Origin of the sequence: Paenalcaligenes suwonensis (genome assembly GCF_011290505.1) — a bacterium.
In the GTDB taxonomy this organism is placed as follows: Bacteria; Pseudomonadota; Gammaproteobacteria; order Burkholderiales; family Burkholderiaceae_B; genus Paenalcaligenes; species Paenalcaligenes suwonensis.
Genome location: NZ_JAANPV010000003.1, coordinates 202,736 through 225,356, shown reverse-complemented (window position 1 = coordinate 225,356; position 22,621 = coordinate 202,736). Strand labels below are relative to the sequence as shown.

The following is a 22,621-nucleotide window of genomic DNA, read 5'->3' as shown; positions in this document are numbered from 1 at the left end:
CAATAGGCTTATTACAAAAAAAGCAGCAGTATCTAAACGCCTGAATACGGTTAACGCCGATTCAGGCGTTTTTTTTTCGCCTATTTTTAACGCGGTTGTCGTGCTTGTTAGTCATGGGAACTTGTTAATAATTAATAGGTTATGTGTGGTAAGGGTTTTCCTGATCCGTTTTATTTTCCAGCTCAAATTTTTTTGGTGTAATCTTGGTATACCAAGAAAATACATGAAAGTGCGATGGGGAGTAAGGATGGAAAGAGACAAAAAAGCACGCCGTTTGAGGGTATTGCTTAAGCACGAAACTATAGCGTTGGTACCCAATGGGTTTAACTCAGACTCAAGCAGTTCTACGGCTATTTTGCGCCTCACCTGCCAAGGTTTGCTGAAGCAGGATTTTGATGGAAGGTTGGTGCCCGATTTGGCGCAAAGTTGGAGCGTGTCAGACGATTTGTGCAGATACCGCTTTCAGCTACGTCCTGGGTTGACGTTTCACAATGGCAGCGCCTGTGATGCGCGCAAAGTGGCATGGAACTTTACACGCTTGTTCAGTGGGGCAGTAGATAGTCTGCTGACGCGTGATTATCAGGATATTGAAGCCATTCATGTTCTGAATGACCATGAACTAGAGTTCGTGTTGAAACGTCCTAACGAGGCTTTTCTGCCGAACTTGGCATGGCGTACCTACATCGTGGACGACACCTATGATCAGCCCTGTGGCACAGGGCCATTGCGCTTGCAAGCATGGCAACGAGGAAGCCACGTACTGCTCAGCCGTTTTGATGGTTATCAGGGGCCACATGCTGCGCCTGATGTGGACGAAGTGTATTTGGAATTCGCCCCCGGAGTAGAGCAGCGTTTAGCCCGCATTCGGCAAGGCGATATAGACATAGTAGAAAGTGTGCCCACCTCTGCTGCGGCAGCGCTAGAAGCAGATGGCGTATTACATGCTCAGTTAACAGCCTCTAAGCATCGCAGTGTGATGTATTTCAACTGCCGTGCGGGCAGCGTATTGCAAGACCCTAAGGTGCGTTTGGCGTTGGCGCATGCAGTGAACCGCGAAGCCTTAATGCAGGCTGTCACTGGTGGTTCGGGTGAGGTGGTGGATGGCATGTTAGCTGCAGCAGACCCATTTTTTGTCGCCACAGACCCTATTGAATACAAACCAGAGCGAGCTCGTCAGTTATTAGCAGAAGCGGGTATTGATAGCAGTCAGGTGTTTCGTATGGTGACTACCAATACAGCGCCTTTCTCGCTGGTGGCGGAACACGTAGGTAACGACTTGCGTGCTGTAGGGCTAACGGTGCAGTTCACTGGCTATGACGACCCACCATGGTGGCCGTATATGTATCTGCGTGGTGGTTGGGATATTTGTTTGCAAGGAACGCCCGCTAGACCGCATCTGGATACGTTGTTGGGGCGCGAGTTGCATAGTCAAGGTGGCTTTAATGCGGGGGGGTATACCTGCGCAGAAATGGATGCCTTGATTGATGGTGTTAGGGGGGAGGTAGATGGCCAGAAACGCCGCCAAAGTTATGCACGTATTCAACATAAGGTTCAGGCGGAGCTGCCATTTTTCTCGTTATTCGCCATGGACAATATGGTGGGCTGGTCGCCTCTGGTCACAGGGTTCACACCACATCCCAGTGGTGGCATAGATCTGAGTGGTGTGAAAAAGCTGGATACCCAGATGGCACCACCACATCAGTTCGCTACAGAAGGGGAGCGACGATGATTAAGTTAATTCTGGTTCGTCTGTTTCAGGCGTTCATGACGGTATTGATGACTAGCCTCATTATTTTTGTATTGGCGCGTTCTTCTGGTAGCCCTGCTGACTTGGTGTTGCCGGCCGACTCTACACCGGCTGAGCGTACGGAATACATAGAGCGTATGGGGTTGGATAAACCTATTGCTCAGCAGTATTTGATCTTTTTGGGTGATGCGATTCAAGGGGATTTCGGGCGTTCTATACGAACGGGGGCTCCCGCTACAGAACTGGTGTTTGAACGTATAGGCCGCACGCTGATTTTGGCGACCTCGGGGTTGTTAGTTGCCATCATTATTAGTATTCCGCTAGGAGTATTAGCGGCCACCAACCGAGGAAAAGGGTGGGATAAGTTCAGCATGAGCTTTGCCTTGTTGGGGCAATCTACGCCGGCTTTCTGGCTAAGTGTGATGTTGATACTGATTTTTGCAGTGCATCTGCGGTGGTTGCCCAGCTCGGGAGCAGGCTCGTGGAAGCACTTTGTACTGCCTAGTCTAGTGTTGGGCTGGAGTATTAGTGCCGGGATTGTACGGTTGCTGCGCTCTTCGATGTTAGAGGTATTGGGTGCCGAGTTTGTGAAGTTGGCGCGTGCCAAAGGCCTGAAAGAAAACAAAGTGGTGTGGAAACATGCGTTGCGTAATGCGTTGATTCCTGTTGTCACATTCATTGGCTTTATGTACGGCGTGATTATCGCGTCAGGGGTGGTAATTGAGGTGGTGTTTGGTTGGCCAGGGTTGGGGTATCTCGCCTATGAGTCGACGTTGTGGCGTGATTTCCCTGTGCTACAGCTGTCGGTGCTGGTCTACACCGTTTTAATTGTGGGTATCAACTTTTTGGTGGATTTGGCCTATGGCCTGATTGATCCACGTGTACGGAGCTGATGATGCAAGCCTCTATTACTCAAAATACGGCCCCTGTAGGCCGACTACGAAAAATCATCACGCAGATACGGCAAAGCAAAGCCCCGTGGGTGGGGTTGTTGATGGTGCTGATCACGATGTTGGTGGCATTGTTTGCGGACTACTTAGTCTTGCATGATCCACTGGCTATTAACCCTGCTGCCGCATTGCGTGCGCCGGTGTTCCTAGAGGGTGGGGATTGGACATACCCATTAGGCACAGATCGTTTAGGCCGTGATGTACTTAGCCGCATTATTTTAGGCACACAGGTGTCCCTCAGTATTGCCATTGTGACCATTGTGTTGGGTGGTGCTTTGGGAACGGGGTTGGGGTTATTAGCTGGCTACCGTGGTGGCTGGGTAGATGCCTTGATTATGCGTACCGCCGATGGTTTCTTGGCCTTTCCTAGTATTTTGTTGGCCTTGGTATTGGCCGTCACTGTAGGCCCTAGCTTCTGGGTGGTGGTGATTGTGCTGGCGTTGGTGTTGTGGGCGCGTTTTGCCCGCTTGGTACGGGGTGATGTGCTCGCGCTTAAAGACAGAGACTTTGTGTTGTTGGCCAGAGTAGCGGGTGCGGGTGGTTTCCGTATTGTGTTTAGACACATTTTGCCCAACGTCGCGAACACCTTGTTGGTATTGGCAACGCTGCAGGTGGGTTGGGCCATTATCGTTGAAGCCTCGTTGACCTTCCTGGGGGCGGGGGTGCCACCGCCTACTCCTACATGGGGTGGGATGGTTGCTGAAGGCTTGGATTATGTGGAGTCAGCATGGTGGATTTCCACTATGCCTGGGTTAGCCATTTTGTTTGTGGTGTTCTCCTACAACCTAGTAGGCGATTGGGTGCGTGACGTGCTTGATCCTCAGTTGCGGAATATCTGACATGACTACACAACATAAATCAGCGCCTGTTTTGGCGGTAGAAAATTTACAAACACGGCTCTACAGCAAACGTGGTGTGGGCTATGCCGTAAACGATGTGAGCTTCGAGCTGTACGCTGGCCAAACCTTAGGTTTGGTAGGCGAGTCGGGTTCTGGGAAAAGTTTGACCTGCTTATCGGTACTGCGATTAAACCCGCAACCGGCTTCTAAAGTAACGGGGGGGAAAGCTCTCTTTAATGGCAACGATTTACTCAAGATGAGCGATGACGAATTGCGCTCCTACCGGGGTAAGCATATTGCCATGATTCTGCAAGACCCTATGCGAGCGTTGAACCCGGTACTCACCATTGGCGAGCAGATGAATGAAGCGTTGATACTGCATAGGCAATTGCAGGGTGAGGCGTTGCATTCGGCGGCCTGTGAGCTGCTAGAGAAGGTGCGTATTCCTAATCCAGCAGAGGGCTTAAAAGCCTACCCGCATCATTTCAGTGGCGGCATGCGACAGCGTGTAGTGGGGGCGATGGCGATGGCGGGGAATCCCCAAGTCATTATTGCCGACGAGCCTACCACGGCATTAGATGTGACTGTGCAGGAAGAGTTTTTGGCACTGTTAAAACAATTGCAAAACGAGGCAGGGTTGGGTGTTTTGCTGGTGACGCACGACTTTGGTGTGGTAACCCGAATGTGTGATCGGGTTGCGGTAATGTACGCAGGGCGCATCGTAGAGCTGGCAGAAACTGGCGAGCTGTTCGATAAGCCTTTACACCCGTATACCCAAGCGTTGTTGAAATCAGTGCCCGATGTATCCAGTAGGGATGAGCGCTTGTTCTCTATAGAAGGGCAGCCGCCATCGGTGTTTGCTCCCTTACCAGGTTGTGCTTTTGCACCGCGCTGCCCACAGGCAACGGCGCGTTGTCATCAAGAGCGTCCCGAGCAAGTGCAGATAGGAAACCGAAAAGTAAGTTGCTGGTTGTACGAGGAGGCGTTATGACTCAAGTCGCGTTGCTAGAAGGTAGAAAACTACAAAAAACCTACCGACGTAAAGGCGTGTTTACTAAAGGGGCTGAGATACGCGCAGTAGAAGAAATCTCGCTGTCTGTAGCCAGTAAAGAAACGGTGGCTGTGGTGGGAGAATCCGGCTGCGGAAAAAGTACTACTGCCAAAATGCTATTGGGCTTAGAGGAACTGAGTGCGGGTGGGGTGTACTTCGAGGGGGAGGACCTTGCCGGTGCGAATGCGGATCTGCGTAGACGGTATAGATCAGGTGTGCAGGCCGTTTTTCAGGACCCATGGAGCTCGTTGAATCCACGCATGCGGGTCTACGACATTATTGCGGAACCCATGCTGATTAATGGCTTTGATAAAGCCCATATTGATCGTGCTGTGTACCAAAGTTTGGACGAAGTAGGTCTGGAAAAAGCGGCTGCTAATAACTTCCCGCATGAGTTTAGCGGTGGTCAGCGTCAGCGTATTGCCATTGCTCGAGCGGTGGCATTGCGCCCGCGAGCCATTGTGTTGGACGAGCCTGTTTCGGCATTAGACGTGTCGGTACGTGCACAGATCATGAACCTGCTTAAAGACTTGCAGCAGTCTTTGGGTATGGGTTATGTGCTGATTTCTCACGATTTGGCCACAGTACGATTTTTAGCCACGCGTGTGGTGGTGATGTACAAGGGGCGCATTGTAGAGCAGGGCGAATCGGAAGCGTTGTTCCGTGACCCTAAGCATCCCTACACCGCGAGGTTAATAGAGGCGGCGCGCATACGTAAGCCAGGTGATATTACCTCGGCTGCGCCTTTGCACAATAGCCCGCCACCTGGAGTGAGCAAAGCAGGATGCATGTTTGCAGAAAGGTGTGCCGTAGTGATGCAGAAGTGCTGGCAAGAACGTCCAGAGCTGCTGCCGGTGGCTACGGATTACGAGGTGGCTTGCCACCGTTGCGATATACAGGGCAGCGCACTGTCCTAATCAGTATGGCAGGGGAGACAACATGACAATGACATTTAAAAAACTATCAGCCGCCTTGTTTTTAGCGGGGCTTTCTATGACGGCTACGGTGGTGCAAGCCGCCCCCGAAGGGACCTTGACCGTAGTAGTGCCTAACTTTGGCCGTGAGGTGCTGGATTTGGGTAAAACCTCTACCCAAGATTTGCAATATACCGGCCACATACACGAACCCTTAATTGGGGCAGATGTGGATGGAAAGCTATCGGCGGAGCGCGGGTTGGCGAAAAGTTGGTCCATGAGTGAAGACGCTCGTACCTACACACTGAATTTGCGCGAGGGGGTGAAGTGGCACGATGGTAAACCCTTCACCGCAGACGATGTGGTGTTTAGTTTGACCGAGCGTTTTGTGGCGCCCGATGCGGTATGCACATTTTGCAAGCAGTTAGAGCAAGTAGAGCAAGTGGAAGCGGTAGATGATCACACGGTGAAAATCATGCTTAAAGAGCCAGACCCTGCATTCTTAGCCGTACTCACTGCCCGGGATGGCGACATCCGCATGTTGCCTCGTCATGGTTATCAGAAGGTAGAGGGCGGCTATGAAATGGTCGGTGACCCTATAGGTACCGGGCCATGGAAATACAAAAACTTTGAGCGCGGCATGGAAATGCTGCTGACGGCGAATACGGAATACTGGGATGCTGATCGCGTCCCCGATTTTGAAACCCTACGTTTAGTGCCACGTAGTCAGCCCAGCACACGTTTGGCCATGGTACGAGCAGGTGAAGCAGACATGGCATTTGTGGACCCTCGCCAAGTCATAGAGGCCAAGAATGCAGGCTTGAATGTATTGGTGGCTAAAGGTTCTGCCTTGGGCACGTTGTCTTTCTATGGGTGCTGGCAAGAGCAGATGTTGTGTCACCAACAGGCTTTTAGGGAAGCCATGGTGAAAGCCATTGATATGGATGCCGTAATTAAAAGCATTTACCCCGAAGGAACGGGGGAGCGCTTAGCAACGGTGTATTGGACAGAAGGGTCGCTAGGTGATGATCCAGCACTCAAACCCTATGCGTATGACCCAGCTCGTGCGGCCGAGATTCTAAAAGAAATTGGCTATACCGGTACGCCAGTGAAGTTGTGGTCAGTGCGCACCAATGCCATGCCAGAAGCTCCTGAGATTATCGAGTTGGTGGATGGTTACTTGCGTGCAGCAGGGTTTAAAACTGAAGTTACCCCAATGGAGTTTGGGGCATTTCGCCCCCGTTATGCTTCCAGCCCTCAGCGCTGGGAAACCAATTACGCGGCACATTTGTACTTAAATGGTGCAGGTCCGCGTCCCACCATCATGCCTAATCTTAAGGTGGGCATGATCAGCCATGAAAAAGGAGGGTTGATTCAAAGCTACTGGAATATGCCGTGGATGGATCAGCAATGGGATCACCTGAGCAGCTTGACCTCATTGGAAGAACTGGATGTGGCCTTACGAGACCTTAACCGTCAGGTCTACAGCGAATACAGTTTCCACCCCGTAGTGATGCGTAACCAAGTAGCGGTAGCTGGACCGCGTGTACAGAGCTGGGCGCCTACCCCTTATGGATTTGCTTGGCACCTTGAAACCGTACGTCGCAATGATGCGCAATAAACCAAAAATCAACGATACGGAAGAGACAAATGAATACGAATCTGAATATGTTGAGCAAGCTGTTAGGGGCTACGGTGTTGACGCTGGGAGCCTTGGTACAGACTTCGCCTGTGGTGGCTGCACCCGAAGGTACGCTAACGGTAGTGGTACCTAACTTTGGTAGAGAAATGCTGGATATGGGCAAAACCTCTACGCAAGACTTGCAGTACACCGGTCACACCAATGAACCCTTAATTGGGACGGCGCCTAATGGTCAACTAGCGGCCGAGCGTGGTTTGGCTGAATCGTGGACGATGGATGATGGTGCTAAAGTCTTCACCATTACGTTGCGTCCTAATGTGCTGTGGCACGATGGCAAGCCTTTCACCGCAGACGATGTGGTGTTTAGCTTGGGTGAGCGCTATGTGGCAAAGGATGCCATCTGCACGTTTTGCCGTTTGCTGCAAGTGATAGACACGGTGACAGCCGAGGATGATCTCACCGTTAAGATAGTGTTAAAAGAGCCGGATCCATCTTTTATGGCCGTGCTAAGCGCGCGTGATGGCGACATTCGCATACTACCTCGCCACAACTTTAAGCCTACCGCAGAGGGGTTTGAGATGATTGCAGGGCCTATTGGTACAGGGCCTTGGAAGTTCGCCGAGTTTAATCGCGGCGTTGATATGTTGCTGACAGCCAATGAGTCGTACTGGGATCCAACCCGTATTCCTGATTTTGCAGAGTTACGGTTAATTCCACGTAGTCAGGCCAGCACACGTTTGTCTATGGTGCGAGCCGGTGAAGCCGACATGGCATTTATTGATCCTCGTCAGGTGATTGATGCCAAAGCAGCCAAGCTGGATATTTTGACTAACCGTGGGTCCTCTAAAGGAGGGCTATCGTTCTACGGGTGCTGGCAGGAAGAAATGCTGTGTCATCAGCAAGACTTCCGTGAAGCACTGGTGCGAGCCATCGACATGGATGCCATCATGAAAAGCATCTACCCCGAAGGTACGGCCGAACGCTTAGCAACAGCTTACTGGACAGAAGGTTCTCTGGGGTATGACCCCGCACTTGAGCCCTATAAGTATGATCCGCAACGTGCTGCAGAGTTGCTGAAGAAAATTGGCTATGACGGTACGCCGGTAAAACTGTGGTCAGTACGTACTAATGCCATGCCTGAAGCACCAGAGATTATGGATTTGGTGGACGGTTACTTACGTGCTGCGGGTTTCAAAACGGAAGTGACGCCTATGGAGTTTGGAGCGTTTAGACCGCGTTATGCCTCAAGCCCACAGCAATGGGAAACCAATTACGGTGCTCACCTGTATTTGGATGCCGGTGCGCCACGACCGTCTGTGATTCCAGCACTGCGTGTGGGAATCATTAGCCAAGAAAAAGGTGGTCTGATCCAAGGCTATTGGAACCTGCCAAAAATTGATGCGGAATGGGATAAGTTGATTTCGCTCACTACCTTAGAAGAACTGGATGCGGAATTGAAGCAATTGAATCACCAACTCTATGGTGAATTTAATAGTTATCCAGTGGCCTTGCGTTATGAGGTCACTGCAGTGGGGCCAAGGGTAAAAAGCTGGACACCTTCCGCCTTTGGCTTGGCATGGCATTTGGAAACGGTTAAGAAAAAATGACGACTGCACAGACTTTTTCATCAGCCTCACTGGTACGTGGACGTTACATCATCTGTAAGGTAACGGGGCGCGATCAGGTAGAGCTACTGGAAAATGCTGCGCTGTACCAAGAGGCCGGGCGCATTGTCGCCCTAGGCCCTTGGGAACAGTTACGAGCACGTTATCCAGAGGCTCAAGTTGTAGGCGATGGTAGCCATGTAGTGATTCCTGGTTTGGTGAATGGCCACCATCATGTAGGGGTGACGCCGTTTCAGTTGGGGTCTCCCGATTTGCCATTAGAGCTGTGGTTGGCACATCGACTACGTGCTAGAACAGTAGACCCTGAACTCGATACGTTGTATTCAGCATTCGAGCTGGTGGCCTCTGGGGTGACTACCGTGCAGCATTTGCATGGCAGGGTGTTACCGCCTATTAGTCAAATTGGTGCTTATGCAGATACGGTAATAGGGGCCTATGCCAAGCTGGGTATGCGGGTGTCGTACTCCTATGGTTTACGGGATCAAAACCGTTTGGTGTACGAAGCAGACGACCAGTTTGCTCAGCGTTTGCCTGCGGGGCTGGGTGATGCCTTCAGGCAGTGGTCTAGCGCACAGCACATGCCGCTAGAAGACAACTTTAGTCTATTCGAGACGCTGCATCAGCGCTATAAACAACATCCTTTGGCACGTATACAGCTGGCACCAGTAAACTTGCATTGGTGTTCCGATCAGGCCTTAGAACGTGTGGCAGCGTGTTCGGAAACGCACCAAGCGTGTATGCATATGCATTTGCTGGAAACACGTTATCAGTGGGAGTATGCTCGACGCCGCACCGGAGGTTCTGCCGTTAAGTATCTGGATAAGTTTGGCTTGCTAAATCCCAGAATGACGTTAGGGCATGGCGTATGGCTAGAAGAAGACGAGCTGGATTTATTGGCCGAGCGTGGTGTGGGGGTGTGCACCAATGCCAGTTCAAACTTGCGTTTGCGCAGTGGCATCGCTCCTTGGCGGCAGTTCCAGAAACGCGGTATTTCTGTTGCGCTGGGTATTGATGAAGCTGGTATTAATGAAGACCGTGACATGCTGCAAGAGATGCGCTTGGTGAAGCATTTGCATCGTGTTTCAGGTATGGATCCTTCTGATGTGCCTACGGCAGAAGATGTCTTGCAGATGGCGACCGAAGGGGGCGCGAACAGCACGCCTTTTGCGGCAGATATTGGTGTGTTGGCGGTTGGTAAAGCGGCGGATGTGGTGCTGCTTAACGATGCGTTATTGCGCTATCCGTATTTGGATCCAGTAGTAAGCGTGGTGGATGCCATCTTACATAGGGCACAGCGTAATGCTGTGGAAACCGTGATGGTAAACGGGCAGGTGATTTACGCGGATAAACGTTTTGTTAAGGTGGATCAGCAGGCCGTTTTGGAAGCGTTGGCAGATCAATTGAAGCAGCCATTGACGCCGGCAGAGCACGAACGTCAGGCCTTCTCCGAGGCGTTATTACCGCACGTGCAGCAGTTTTATGCGCACTATTGTGCAGATTGTGGAAAAAAACACTGGCCTTATCGTGCCATTGATTGAGTAGGAGAATCAGGGCAGTGGGGCTGACAGAGACAGATCAGAATAATTTCCCAGGTTCAATGGGACCTCAAGAAAAAGAGAGAAAGTAGTGAGTGAAAAAACCAAAATTGTGCCGACAGCAGCCTTAAGCGCGACGGAGCGTACGTATCGCGATGTGTTGAATTGGATTGAAAATCGCGAACTCGCTGCGGGCGATGTGTTGGATGAGCGCCGGTTGTCAGAGGCCTTGAGTGTGTCACGCACTCCACTACGCAGCGCATTAAGCCGACTGTTGGGGGAGGGCTACTTGGTACGTTTAGCCAATGGTGCAATGGTGGTGCGGGAAATCGGTGTAGGAGAGGTTCTAGAACTGCTGTATATACGGCGTTTATTGGAGCCAGAAGCTGCCATGTTGGCAGTCGAGCGAATTCCCCAACAACGCTTACATAACCTGAGAGAAGAGTTGAGCAACCCCCATGTGATGGACCAAGGTGGTCCTGAAAGCTGGCGTAAGGGGGATGACGTGCACGATCTGATCACCGAGTTTTGCAGCAACCGTTCGCTTGCTGATGTGATTGACCAAGCCAGAAAACGTATACGTGTGTCCAACATCGAGCGAGTACCGGGTCGAGGCGACCATGCCGATGACGAACACTTAAGCATTGTGCAGGCCATGATAGATCGCAACCGCGAGGCCGTACATACCAGCGTGTTGAAGCACTTGGACAACATACGTGATGGGTTCTTAGCTGCTTTTGGAGTGGGCATACAACATGACCGATAAATTACGTGCAGTACAAGTAGAGCCCTTATCCGCAGAGATGTTCCGCCCCTATGGTCGGGTCATTGAGTATGGCGGAGTACCAGGCAGGCACTATGTGCCAGAGGCCTTTGATAGAGCCTGCGACTTAACCTCGCCCAGCTTGTGGTTGCGCCGCGTGAAAGGACGTCGCGATTTACCCATGTTGGTGCGCCATTTAGAACGTCACCCCTATTCGGCCCAGACCTTTTTGCCTACACGCGAATTTAGGCATTTGGTGGTGGTGTGTGCAGCGCAGGCAGATGGTAACCCCGACCTCTCTACCCTAAAGGTGTTTGCCGCAGGCCCAGGGCAGGGCGTGTGTTATGCCCGTAATGTGTGGCACCACGGGTTGACCATCTTGGATGATGAGGCCGATTTTATTGTGGTGATGAGCCTAACAGGTAAAGGGGAAGACGACGTGTTCATGGATTTGGCACAGCCCATAGAAATTCATGACCAGTCGGGGGTGTTACGGGAGGCCAAAGGACATGAACCAGCATGAGGTTGTACGTGATTTCATCGGCTATGGTGCAACACCACCACAGGCACAGTGGCCGGGTGGTGCGCGTCTAGCTATTAATTTCTGCCTGAACTTTGAAGAGGGCGCTGAACTGTCTGTGGTAGATGGTGATGCCATTACCGAATCCGCGTTAACCGAAGGTGGTGCAGGAGTGGCTGGGCAGCGTGATTTGGCGGCGGAGTCCATGTTTGAATATGGCAGCCGCGTAGGCTTCTGGCGTTTGGATAGGTTGTTGGCAGAGCGCAATATGCCAGCAACGGTAATGGCCTGTGCCCAGGCGTTGGCGAGACACCCAGAGGCGTGTGCGCGAATTAATGAACGTAATTACGATATTTGTGCGCACGGTTTGCGGTGGGAACATCATCAGGGTTTAGCGATGGATGAAGAGCGTTCGCGCATACAGCAAGCCTTGGCATTGATACAGCAAAGCTTGGGTAGACCTGCCGAAGGCTGGTATTGCCGTTATGGTCCTAGTCCAAACACCCGCCGGTTGGTGGTGGAGCAAGAGGGGCTGCTGTATGACTCAGATGCCTACAACGATGATCTACCGTATTGGGTGAATGTGCAGCAACGCTCGCATTTGGTGGTGCCGTACAGTTTGGTGAATAACGACACTAAATTCATGCGTGGTGCCCTAGCGTCTGGTTCTGACTTTTATACGGCCTTGCGTGATGCTTTTGATTTCCTCTACGAGGAATCGGCACATACCCCGCGCATGATGTCGGTGGGGTTGCATTTACGCGTAGCGGGGCACGCAGGGAGAGCGGCGGGGTTAGCCCGTTTCTTAGACCATATCGCCACCAAACAGGATGTATGGGTGTGTAGACGTGCAGACATTGCACGGCACTGGATGACAGTGCATCCCCCTTCCTAGGATTTCCTCGCAGTACTGATTCTTTTTGATGAACTGATATCCCCAAAAAAGCGGGAGGGTGACGTGCGCCCTAAAAAAGGAGACAACCATGACATATGTGATTCACGGAGCAACACTAGTTCAGTGCGACCAGAAGGGCACGATTATCAATGATGGGGCTGTGGCCGTAGTAGATGGAAAAATTGCTGCGGTAGGGCGCTCTGCCGATATTCTGGCGCGTTACCCCACAGTAGAGCGTATTGATGCGACAGGCAAAGCGTTGTTGCCTGGTTTTATTAACTCGCACACGCATTTAGTGCTTACCGTTATGCGCGGCACCATTGAAGACTATATGGGCGAGGTGATCTATGGCTATATGGGGCCTATCACCTTCATCATGACCCCAGAGGAGCGTGCTGCGATGGCAAGGCTGGGGGCTTTAGAGGCATTACGTTCAGGCACCACTACCGTTAGCGATTCCAGTCGTTTTGTAGGCAGTTATGCGGATGCTGTGGTCGATACTGGACTGCGTGTGGTGTTTAGCGAGTTGGGGGCGGATGCGCATAACTTAAAAATGGCCTCTGGCGAATACCACTATGAGCGAGATTGGGGCCAACAATACCTAGACCGTACTGAGGCATTAATTGAGCGTTATCACGGTGCCAAAGGTGGGCGTATCCAATGTCAGGTAGCATCACATGCTCCCGACAATTGCTCACCGTGGATGCTAAAAGAACTACTGGATATTGCGCATAAACATAATGTGAAGCGTAACGTGCATTTGGCGCAGTCGCGCGCTGAGCTGAAACAAATACACCAACTGACGGGCAAAACGTCGGTGGAGTATTTGTTGGATCAGGGCTGGCTAGATGCAGATTTAACGGCGGCGCACTGGACACACTGCACTGAAGCAGACATTGATATTTTGGCCCGTCAAGGCGTGCACATGGCACATTGCCCAGCAAACTCCTCCAGACGTGGTCCGCATCAGGTGAAAGTGGGTTATGCCATGAAGCAAGGCGTAAACATTGCTTTTGGTACCGACAACATGACTGAAGACATGTTTAAAGCCATGCAGTTTGGCATTGTGGTGCATAGGGGGAGTGCCGGAGGTGGCGTAACACCTCAGCCACAAGAAATTCTGAATTGCGCCACGCGTAATGGGGCGCAGGCCTTAGGGCGTGTGGATGAACTGGGCTCTATTGAGGTAGGTAAACTGGCGGACATGACGTTGATCAGCTTAGCGCATGCTCGTATGCGTCCTGTAAACCAGATTGTTTCGAACATTGTGCATTACGCCGATCCAGGTGTGGTGGACTCCGTCATTGTCGAAGGGGAATTCTTAATGCGTGACGGCAAGGTAGTAAGCATGGACGAGGCGTTGGTATTAGAGCAGGCCGAAAATGCAACAGCGCAAGCGTGGGAGCGTTTGCTGGCCAGCAATAAAGCCTTGCCTTCACTACGAGCACCTCGTTAAGCGCACAGAAACTAGGAGACAACAATGAGTGAATTTGATTTGGTGGTACAAGGCAATATTGTGGGCGCAGACCGCATACGCTTTGATGGTTGGTTTGCCGTGCGTGATGGTAAAGTTGTAGCCACTGGCGATGCCGCGAATCGACCGGCTGCACGTGAGTTTATGGATGCCAGAGGGCGCTGGGTGATTCCTGGCGTGTTAGATGGGCAAGTGCACTCGGGTAGCCAAGCTAATCAAGAAGGCATAGGAATGGCGTCGCGAGCGGCAGCAGCAGGTGGCATTACCACCATGGTAGAAATGCCGTATGACGATCCCGAACCCGTGGCCTCACGCCCCCAGTTGGATAGAAAAATCCAACTGATAGAAAAAGACAGTCATGTGGATGTGGCGGCTTACGCCACCTTAAATAACGAACATGGTTTAGAAGCTATACCTGGCTTGATTGAGGGTGGTGCCTGCGCGTTTAAGTTTTCTACGTTCGAAGCCAGCCCTAATCGTTTTCCTCGTGTAGAGGAGGACGTGTTGTACGAAGCATTTAGGCTAATCGCCCCGTCGGGGTTGGCGTGTGGGGTGCATAATCAGAATCAGGAGATCACACGTAAAAACATTCTGCGCATGACTGAAGAAGGTGATACGGGTTGGGATGCCTTTTTACGTGCTCATCCACCGCTAGTAGAGAATTTGGCAACGGCCACTATTTACGAGTTAGGGGCATTAACGGGGGCTAGAGCACACGCTGTACACGTATCGCTGTCGCGTGGTTTTGAGCTTTGCAATATGTATAAGCAAGCAGGTACAGCAGCCAGCATAGAAACCTGCGTGCAATACTTAATGCTAAATCACGAGGAACACACTAAACGCTTTGGTGCCTTAACCAAGCATTACCCACCTATTCGCCCCAAAGCAGAAGTAGAAAAACTGTGGACTCACATAGGCAATGGGGAATGCACCTTCGTCTCTTCTGACCACGTGAGCTGGGGCTTAGAACGTAAATCAGACCCCAATGTGTTTAAGAATTCCTCTGGTGGTCCGGGCTTGGAAACTTTATTGCCAGCTTTATGGACAGGCTGCATAGAGCATGGTTTGTCACCCACGATGGTGGTGCAACTGCTGTGTGAGGGCCCTGCCAAACACTTCTTGTTAGAACACCGTAAAGGACATTTGAATCCAGGGGCAGATGCCGATTTTGTGATTGTGGATCAAGAGCGTTATGTGTTTGACCCAGCCAAGAGCCTGTCTGCGGTGACATGGAGCTCGTTTGAAGGGCGCGAATTCATGGTGAAAGTGGCGGCTACCTTCTTACGAGGCCAATTGGTGTGGGATGGTGTTGCTGTACGCAACCACGCTGGTGATGGGCAGTTTATTCGGCCGCATCGAGCAGGGGGCACTGTATGAGTCACACCCTTACAGCCATGCAAGCGTTAAGCAGTCAACGTTTATGGCAGCGTTTAGAAACGCTGTCCACCTTTACTGACCCGGATCGCCCCTGGACACGTAGGGCGTTTAGCCCACGTTTCATGGCATCACGTGAGTGGCTAACCGAGCAAATGCAGCAAGCAGGTTTGTCGGTACGCATAGACAGTGGTGGCAATCTGATAGGCCGTTTAGAGGGGACGCAACCCCATGCCAAACCCATCATGACAGGCTCGCATTCGGATACGGTGTTTGATGGCGGTAGGTACGACGGTATTCTTGGTGTGCTAGCGGGAATAGAAGTTGCTCACGCCTTACACGATAGCAATCAACAGTTAGAACACCCTTTTGAGGTGGTGGATTTTTTGTCTGAAGAGCCTAGCGATTTTGGTGTGTCGTGCGTAGGCAGTCGAGCCATGGTAGGCGCGTTAAGTGCTGACATGCTGGCGCAGCGAGCTTCGGGCGCAGGTACCTTGGCCGAGGCGATCACATTAGTGGGCGGAGACCCAACGCAACTCACACAACCTTTATATAGCTCGGGTGACTTACATGCTTTTGTGGAGCTGCACATCGAGCAGGGGCCTGTACTAGAGCGCCAAGATATTCCTATTGGTGTAGTGACCGACTTAGTGGGAATACGACGCTTTAGAGTCGTCATTACTGGGCAGCCTGATCATTCAGGCACTACCCCTATGGATCACCGTAAAGATGCACTGGTTGGGGCCGCCATACTGATACAAGCTACCCAGCAGAAAGCCATACAGATGAACTCTGAACAGCGCTATGTGGTATCTACCGTGGGGTATTTGTCCGTTATGCCCAATTCCTCTAACGCGGTGCCGGGCAAGGTAGAGCTCATGCTAGAAATACGTAGCAATGAAGACCACGTGGTAGAGCATTATGGCGAACAGCTATTTAGCATGCTACAGCCAGAGTTGCAGGCTCTGGGGCTACAACTGCACACCGAATCAGTCAGTCACGGTAAACCCACCCGTTTTGATGCTGAGGTAGTGGATAGGATTGAGCACTCGGCTGGAGTACTGGGTTATCCCTCTTTACGCTTACCCAGCGGAGCAGGGCATGATGCCGTGTATTTGGCGGGTATTGCGCCAGCAGGCATGGTGTTTATTCCGTGCTTGAATGGCCGTAGCCACTGCCCCGAAGAGGGTATACAGCTAGCGCATATGGAAGCGGGGCTAAAGGTGCTGTTGCAAAGCATACAGACCATAGATCAGCATGTGTTTAATCAGAAATAGAGAGAAATGCTGCCGATACGCAATGCTTTTCGGCAGCAGTAAGCACGTTACAAGCCGATGATTCTGGGGGCATTTACATAAAGAGTAAGGGATGTTGGCGCTAGATTGGCGAAGTTGAATGTAAACCCTGATGCTATTCTGTAGAGAATTAAGCAAGAGGCGGGTTGGAATAGGCCTGTCCATTTTGAAGATCTGGGTTTGCTATGTTGCCTGTTGTTCCTCCCTCGTTAAATCATCGTCGTGCCAGCATATTGGAGATGATTCAACATCGTGGCTATGTAACGATCGAGGCACTGGCTGCGCATTTCAATACATCCCAGCAAACCATACGGCGCGATTTCAGCTATTTAGCTGAGCGTGGTTTGGTGCAGCGCTGCCACGGCGGCGCGATGAAGGCAGCCATTACTTTCCAGAAATTACCGGTTGAGCGGGCATGCGCTATTCGGCCTTTGGCAGAGTTGGCCGTAGCGCATATACAGCCAGGCATGACTATCTATTTGGACGCGGGCGAAGAGAGTAGTGCCGTCGCCTCAGCATTGTTGGCCAGCCAGACGCGTTGCAGAGTGATTAGTAATAATTTAGATATAGCTCAGCGCTTAAGTGCCAGCCCTGCGATTGAGGCCATTATCCCCGGTGGCTCAGTGAAACGCTTAACTAAGCGCGATGTCTTTATTGCGCATGGCGACTTAGTGATGAATATCGTACGTATGTTTCACTACGATATTGCGTTCATGAGTGTGCAAGCTTTTGATGAAGAAGGCACCGTCATGCAAGAGGATCTAAGCGAGGTGGCACTAACGCAGGGGGTCATTGAGCAAACCGATAAAGTGATCGCTTTATCTTCTCAAATCCGGCAGGACGCTAAAGCCAATATACGGGTATGCAAAGCAATAGCATTTGATGGCTTCATTTGTAATGAAGCCTTGCCTGGTTGGCTCGCTGATGCGATGAAGCAAGCAAATGTTGCTGTACAGGTTGCCAATACCAGTATGTGAGCCTGATCGTACTCAGTAATCCCGGCTAAGCAATAACACTAGAACAATTGTTGAGCCAGAAGCAATCAGAATAGCAGGGAGCAGATCTGTGCTGAGATAGTAAAGATCAATCATGGGGTCCCTCAAATATTTAACTATGTTGTCCAAGTTGGGCAATAAATACTAAGGTGCTACATAGGTCCACAAGTGCTACAAAAGTCTACATAAAGTTGCATTGGTAGATGTTTGTATTACATCAGAAAACTTTGCTTTCGTTAACGTTTGACACTTAAAAGAGTTGTAACTATTTTTAAGTATTATCGCAATAATCACCCCATTATGGGGGTGGACTATTTGCGCTGGCGCAAGAAACCGCAGAATAAGATGTGGGAGTGGTGGTACAGACAAAGGCGCAGGTACACTATCTGCTACGATTCCTTTTTTGAATTTTGGTGATTTATGATTGGTCTAATTGTGGCGGGCGCAGTAGGGTTGTATTCCATCTACGTGTTGATACGCTCTGGCGGTATCCTGTTTGGTGTGGCCGATGTAAATGCTGAACAACGTAAGCGCGCGTGGACCCAAGGTGGTGTTGCTGCCGTAGCGTTATTGTTGTGTGTGTTTTGGTACAACCTGTATTACGACAGCCCAGAAGCCAAGCAAGAGCGCACTCTAGCCGCACAAGAAACGCGCTGCACAGATGTATTGGAAGCGTACAAAGCCACGCAAATTTTGGTGCGTGAAGCCAGCAAAGCAGACATGACCTTATCTTTTGCTTTTGTGCCTACGCACGAATCTAAAATGGTCAGAGCATGCGAGTTCATTATTCAAGCCCCTGCTGATCGTGTCATCATTGAAACAGGTCGTAGCGACAACGCGATATTCACAGCAAGCGTGCGTTATATGAAAGACAGCGATGCATGGGAAATGACTGGCTTGGAATGGCAAGAAAACAGCACGGCAACAGAGTAAAAAAATTGCAGCGGCATTGGTGCTAGCAGCGCTAACCATGTATACTAGACACACTGCATAAACGAACATTTGGGGCCGATCTGGCTTCGACGTGGGTCGCGAAGCAGAGCAGGGCATGTCGAGCACCAGTAAGCTCGTAAATCCACTGGAAAACTTTAAACGCAAACGAAGAGCGTTTCGCACTAGCCGCTTAAGCGGCTTTGCCGCTGCACTAATTTGTTCTTGGGTTAGGTTAGGCAACTAACAGCAGCGTCACTTACAAGAAATCGAATTTGGTTGGTTCGCTCAATCAAGTTTTAAATCTAAGCGAATCGCTAAGGAAAGGCCTGTTGATGGGCATAATCCGAGGTTAAATTCTAAAATATATCAACTAAACATGTAGAACTGCCTGTAGAGGGCTTGCGGACGCGGGTTCAATTCCCGCCGGCTCCACCAGTACATACTACGCTGCTAGCGTAGTTAAAAGGGTCAGACGAAAGTCTGGCCCTTTTTTGTGCCTGTGGGTGGCGTGTGATATCGCTTTCCCCCTGCCAATAGTGTTAGCTTTACTTACCTTGCAGCATGACACTGTGCCGCTCAATACTACATAATGTTCCTATCTTGTTTCTTGCTTGTTAGGAATACGTTTATGTCCGCTTTACCTTTGTCTATTGCTAGGCTTCGCACTACCACTCAGTTAGGTCTTACTCTTGGTCTTTGCTTGTGGGGAGGTACAACGTGGGCTGATTCTATACGTGAAATTAGCCTGTCTACAGCAGGGATTGCCGAAGTAGTACGCCAAGTCAACATTCCTGAGCAAGGCCCAGTCAGCTTAACCGTGCCGTTGGATCAAGTTGATGATGTGCTTAAGACCTTGTTGATCAGCGATGCAGAACAACGTATTCAAAGCCTAACCTTGGCGGGTAAAGCGCCACTAGACAGCAGTTTGGCAGGATTGCCTTTTAACGAATCTAGTCTTAGCTCTATTCATGCCTTGGCCAGTAGCTTGCGTGGGGTAGAGGTACAAGCGTATTCGCAAGGGCGTAGTGTGCGAGGCACGCTATTGGGTGTAGATGTTCAGGAACAGGATCAAAAAACGGTTTATTCCCTGTCGTTACTGAGTGCAGAAGGGCAAGTGCAAACGGTAGAGCTAGGCCCTGACAGCAGCTTGCAAGTACTGGATTCCCGTATTCAGGCACAGTTACAGCAAGCTAGCCAAATTTTGGCACGACAAACCAACGACAACAGCCGAGAGTTGCATCTTTCTTTAGCGCCAACCAAAGCCAAAGAGCTAGAGTTGCGCTACCTCATCGCGGCACCCATCTGGAAAACTACCTATAGGCTGTTGCTAGACAACGAGAATAAAGCGCGTCTGCAGGCATGGGCCGTTGTAGAAAACACGACGGGGGAGGACTGGAGGGATATTAGTCTAACGCTGAGTTCGGGGTCGCCCGTGGTGTATCAGCAAGCCTTGTTGCAACAGTATTGGCATACGCGCCCTGAACTTCCTGTTGCGGTAGGTAGCAGTACAGCGCCGGCACCGGATAACTTTGGGGCTAGTGTTGCCAATTTTGCGCCTGCGCCTATAGCGGCCGCTAAGATGGTGATGCGAGAAGATCGCAGCATGGACATGAGCGATAGGGTCAGGCAGCGTAGTGGGGCTTCGGCTGGTGTGGCTGGCGGTGTAGCAGCCATTGCGGATGAAGGCCAAACGGTTGTGCGTTTTACCATTCCTAATCCCGTGAATGCGGCAAGTGGCCAAACTATTTCCGTGCCTTTCCAGGACCAGCAGGTACAAGCCGAGGACGTGTCTGTTTATTTTCAGAACCAAAACAGCCCGCATCCTAGTGCAGCGATTTATCTGAAAAATACCTTAGACAGTAGTTTGCCGCCTGGGATTATCACTGTGTTTGATCGCCAGTTAGGTCATATTGGTGATGCGCAACTAACGGGCTTGCCCAGTGGTGAGGCGCGTTTGATTTACTTTGCTAGGGATAACAAAGTACAAGTTCATCAAGAGCGTAGTTCTGCTCGTGAAATCACGCAAACCCAAGTGGCCAATGGGGTGGTGCTCAGTACATGGAAACAAAGCCAGCTCTGGACGTATAACGTACAGGGTGCTGCGAAAGAGGCGCGTCAGGTCATTATTGATATGCCGCGACAAGAAGGGTGGGAGTTTTCTAGCTCAGCTACTACAGAGCAAACCAGCCAGAGTTACCGCTTAAGAGTCACGGTTCCCGCAGGGGAAACGGTACAAGTGCAGGCCACCTTTAGTCGCCTGGATGCTGAAGAGCTTAGGTTGGATGAGGTGGATGAGAGCGTACTGTATAACTGGAATCAGGGCGGGTTAAATGCCAAATGGAAAGCGGCTATGCCAGAGCTTGTTGCCTTACGTGAAAAACAAAGTGTAGCGGCACAAGAGTGGCAACACACACGTGCATTATTGGATGAGCAAGTCTCAGAGCAGGAGCGCGTACGTGAAAACCTAGCTGCAGTGAGTGATCAAAGCAATTTGGGTCAGCGTTTTGCACAACAGCTAGAGGCTTTGGAAGACAGAATTGCCGAATTGCGCAAGCAAGCACTGGAGCAGGATGCAGTGTGGCAAGCAGCACGTAAGAAATTCCAAGAAGCGCTAAGTAAGCTGTAGAAGCATGTCAGCGGGGCTGTATGACAGCAGCCTCGCCTTGGTGCCAGTCTACAGGCGTTCAACAACTACACTAATATCCGCAGGTGGGCCGTAGTACAGGCTGCTGGTGACTAAACCATCAACACCACAATTCGCGTAGTTTGCGGCGTTGTCTGTAGTGATACCCCCAGCAGCCAGCAGTTTTAGTGCGGGAAATTGCTGACGTAAGGTCGCGCACCACTCTTGCAAGTGGGCTGGGGCAACTTTATCAAACTGTATAACGTCAGCGCCTGCGTCAACGGCGAGTAAGGCTTCTTCCAGTGTGGCAGCTTCTATCACTACTTTTTTCTCTGCCAAACCGTTGGCATTGAGCTTGAGTTTTTCTTTGACCACGGCCCAACCATTTTCAGCCAAAAGCGCACGGTGCTGAGGAAAGACCAAAATGGTTTCTGATAACCCTAATCGATGCGGCCACGCACCACCAGCCATAGTGGATTTAATCGCAATACGACGTAAACCGGGCGGGTGTTTGCGGGTAGTGAGTATGCCTACATTAGGGTTAAGGTGTTTGACGGTTTCTACGAGTTGATGGGTACGCGTCGCGACAGAACAGGCGTACTCCAGTAGGTTTTGGCCTACTTTCCATACGTCTAATAATGCTTGTGCAGGGCCTTCTGCGGTGACTAAGGCTTGGCCGTCGTTGGCGTGCTGTCCACTAGGTAGGTGCTCTATAGCGCTAACCTGGCGCGTGTGCAGTAGTCTCACGACCTCCTCGGTGCAGGCGCTGACCGTCGCGCCGCGAGTACGCCATGTAATGCGTGCAGACTGATTGCCTATATGCAGTAGGGTGCTAGTAAGGTCTAGGTAGCCTATGTCCTCTTTAAGCCAGTCTTCCAGAATCGACGTTTCAAAAAATACATGGGCATGGTTCATCGTAGGCGACCTCAGCAGAAAAATTAACGCTATAAGGTATTGTAGACAGCGCTATGAATAAAAGGGAAGCTCAGCGCTAGAGGGGTGGGATGATATGTCACAGGCATGAAAAAACCGCCCGTAGTGGGCGGTTAAAAGGTTTCTACTGCGTGTTTAGAGTACGTCGTTTACGCCAATGATTTTGGTATGGCTCATGCAGTGTGCATTGATTTTGTACATGAAAATCAAGTAACCCAAGCCTAGGGTTAGCACACTAATAATGGCCCACAACACAATATTGCCAATGATGCTGGCCAAGTCTATGGTGCACACCAGTCTACCTACACGTTGGCCTTGCTGGTCATACGCATAAGTTTGGCTGATGATGAATTTCTGCATGTAATACGGAAACACAAATAGCGCTAAGCCAAAAGTGACAATACTGAGCAGTATCCAAATAATGCCGTGGCCAATAATTTCTGCAATAGTAAGCTCAGACTTTAATTGCAGATTCGTAAATGATGTAGACATGCTTAATTTCCCTATGCGCAA

Annotated in this window: 19 protein-coding genes and 1 other RNA gene; 18 read left to right on the top strand and 2 right to left on the bottom strand. The window is 50.8% G+C overall.

The features are described from left to right. Nucleotides 1-247: 247 nt before the first annotated feature. The 18 genes from GY634_RS06295 to GY634_RS06210 all read left to right on the top strand — a co-directional run bounded on the left by GY634_RS06295 (nt 248) and on the right by GY634_RS06210 (nt 21,178). Nucleotides 248-1,729 (top strand): ABC transporter substrate-binding protein, encoded by a 1,482-nt coding sequence (locus GY634_RS06295; protein ID WP_166407695.1) that lies wholly within the window; start codon nt 248-250, stop codon nt 1,727-1,729. Continuing rightward, nucleotides 1,726-2,640: an ABC transporter permease gene (locus GY634_RS06290; RefSeq protein ID WP_166407694.1), complete on the top strand. Its 915-nt coding sequence runs from the start codon at nt 1,726-1,728 to the stop codon at nt 2,638-2,640. Before GY634_RS06295 ends, GY634_RS06290 begins: the two co-directional genes overlap by 4 nt. Next, nucleotides 2,640-3,536 carry an ABC transporter permease gene (locus GY634_RS06285; protein ID WP_242683623.1) on the top strand — a complete coding sequence of 299 codons (897 nt, stop codon included), beginning with the start codon at nt 2,640-2,642 and terminating at the stop codon, nt 3,534-3,536. Before GY634_RS06290 ends, GY634_RS06285 begins: the two co-directional genes overlap by 1 nt. 1 nt (nt 3,537) lies before the next feature. Next, nucleotides 3,538-4,527 carry an ABC transporter ATP-binding protein gene (locus tag GY634_RS06280; protein ID WP_166407693.1) on the top strand — a complete coding sequence of 330 codons (990 nt, stop codon included), beginning with the start codon at nt 3,538-3,540 and terminating at the stop codon, nt 4,525-4,527. Beyond that, nucleotides 4,524-5,504, top strand: a complete 981-nt coding sequence (locus GY634_RS06275) for an oligopeptide/dipeptide ABC transporter ATP-binding protein (protein ID WP_166407692.1) — start codon at nt 4,524-4,526, stop codon at nt 5,502-5,504. Before GY634_RS06280 ends, GY634_RS06275 begins: the two co-directional genes overlap by 4 nt. 22 nt (nt 5,505-5,526) lie before the next feature. Further along, nucleotides 5,527-7,122, top strand: coding sequence for an ABC transporter substrate-binding protein (locus GY634_RS06270; RefSeq protein WP_166407691.1), 1,596 nt, complete (start codon nt 5,527-5,529; stop codon nt 7,120-7,122). Nucleotides 7,123-7,151: 29 nt separating this feature from the next. After that, complete coding sequence (locus GY634_RS06265) at nt 7,152-8,750, top strand: ABC transporter substrate-binding protein (protein WP_166407690.1); 1,599 nt, start codon at nt 7,152-7,154, stop codon at nt 8,748-8,750. After that, nucleotides 8,747-10,306 (top strand): amidohydrolase family protein, encoded by a 1,560-nt coding sequence (locus GY634_RS06260; protein WP_166407689.1) that lies wholly within the window; start codon nt 8,747-8,749, stop codon nt 10,304-10,306. Before GY634_RS06265 ends, GY634_RS06260 begins: the two co-directional genes overlap by 4 nt. 88 nt (nt 10,307-10,394) lie before the next feature. Beyond that, a complete protein-coding gene (locus tag GY634_RS06255) occupies nt 10,395-11,069 on the top strand; it encodes a GntR family transcriptional regulator (RefSeq protein ID WP_166407688.1) in 675 nt (224 codons plus the stop codon). Continuing rightward, nucleotides 11,059-11,589 (top strand): ureidoglycolate lyase, encoded by a 531-nt coding sequence (locus GY634_RS06250; RefSeq protein WP_166407687.1) that lies wholly within the window; start codon nt 11,059-11,061, stop codon nt 11,587-11,589. The genes GY634_RS06255 and GY634_RS06250 overlap by 11 nt, the downstream gene beginning before the upstream one ends. Next, nucleotides 11,576-12,481: a polysaccharide deacetylase family protein gene (locus tag GY634_RS06245; RefSeq protein ID WP_166407686.1), complete on the top strand. Its 906-nt coding sequence runs from the start codon at nt 11,576-11,578 to the stop codon at nt 12,479-12,481. The genes GY634_RS06250 and GY634_RS06245 overlap by 14 nt, the downstream gene beginning before the upstream one ends. Nucleotides 12,482-12,569: 88 nt before the next feature. Then, on the top strand, nt 12,570-13,937 hold the full coding sequence (locus GY634_RS06240) for an amidohydrolase family protein (RefSeq protein ID WP_166407685.1): 1,368 nt from the start codon (nt 12,570-12,572) through the stop codon (nt 13,935-13,937). A 24-nt stretch (nt 13,938-13,961) separates the two neighbouring features. Then, a complete protein-coding gene (locus tag GY634_RS06235) occupies nt 13,962-15,332 on the top strand; it encodes a dihydroorotase (RefSeq protein WP_166407684.1) in 1,371 nt (456 codons plus the stop codon). Further along, entirely contained in the window at nt 15,329-16,606 is a 1,278-nt protein-coding gene (locus GY634_RS06230) for a Zn-dependent hydrolase (RefSeq protein ID WP_166407683.1), read from the top strand. The genes GY634_RS06235 and GY634_RS06230 overlap by 4 nt, the downstream gene beginning before the upstream one ends. A 203-nt stretch (nt 16,607-16,809) precedes the next feature. Continuing rightward, the gene (locus GY634_RS06225; protein WP_278249018.1) at nt 16,810-17,601 is read left to right on the top strand and encodes a DeoR/GlpR family DNA-binding transcription regulator; all 792 of its coding nucleotides are present in this window, start codon (nt 16,810-16,812) and stop codon (nt 17,599-17,601) included. Between the two features lie 438 nt (nt 17,602-18,039). Continuing rightward, complete coding sequence (locus tag GY634_RS06220) at nt 18,040-18,552, top strand: hypothetical protein (RefSeq protein ID WP_166407681.1); 513 nt, start codon at nt 18,040-18,042, stop codon at nt 18,550-18,552. 71 nt (nt 18,553-18,623) lie between these two features. After that, nucleotides 18,624-18,987: a transfer-messenger RNA gene (gene ssrA, locus GY634_RS06215) on the top strand. A 193-nt stretch (nt 18,988-19,180) separates the two neighbouring features. Beyond that, nucleotides 19,181-21,178: a DUF4139 domain-containing protein gene (locus GY634_RS06210; RefSeq protein ID WP_166407680.1), complete on the top strand. Its 1,998-nt coding sequence runs from the start codon at nt 19,181-19,183 to the stop codon at nt 21,176-21,178. Nucleotides 21,179-21,226: 48 nt separating this feature from the next. On the opposite strand, the gene modD is transcribed toward GY634_RS06210, so the two are convergent. After that, a complete protein-coding gene (modD, locus tag GY634_RS06205) occupies nt 21,227-22,090 on the bottom strand; it encodes a ModD protein (protein WP_166407679.1) in 864 nt (287 codons plus the stop codon). 153 nt (nt 22,091-22,243) lie between these two features. Further along, nucleotides 22,244-22,600, bottom strand: coding sequence for a DUF6693 family protein (locus GY634_RS06200; protein WP_166407678.1), 357 nt, complete (start codon nt 22,598-22,600; stop codon nt 22,244-22,246). Nucleotides 22,601-22,621: the final 21 nt, after the last annotated feature.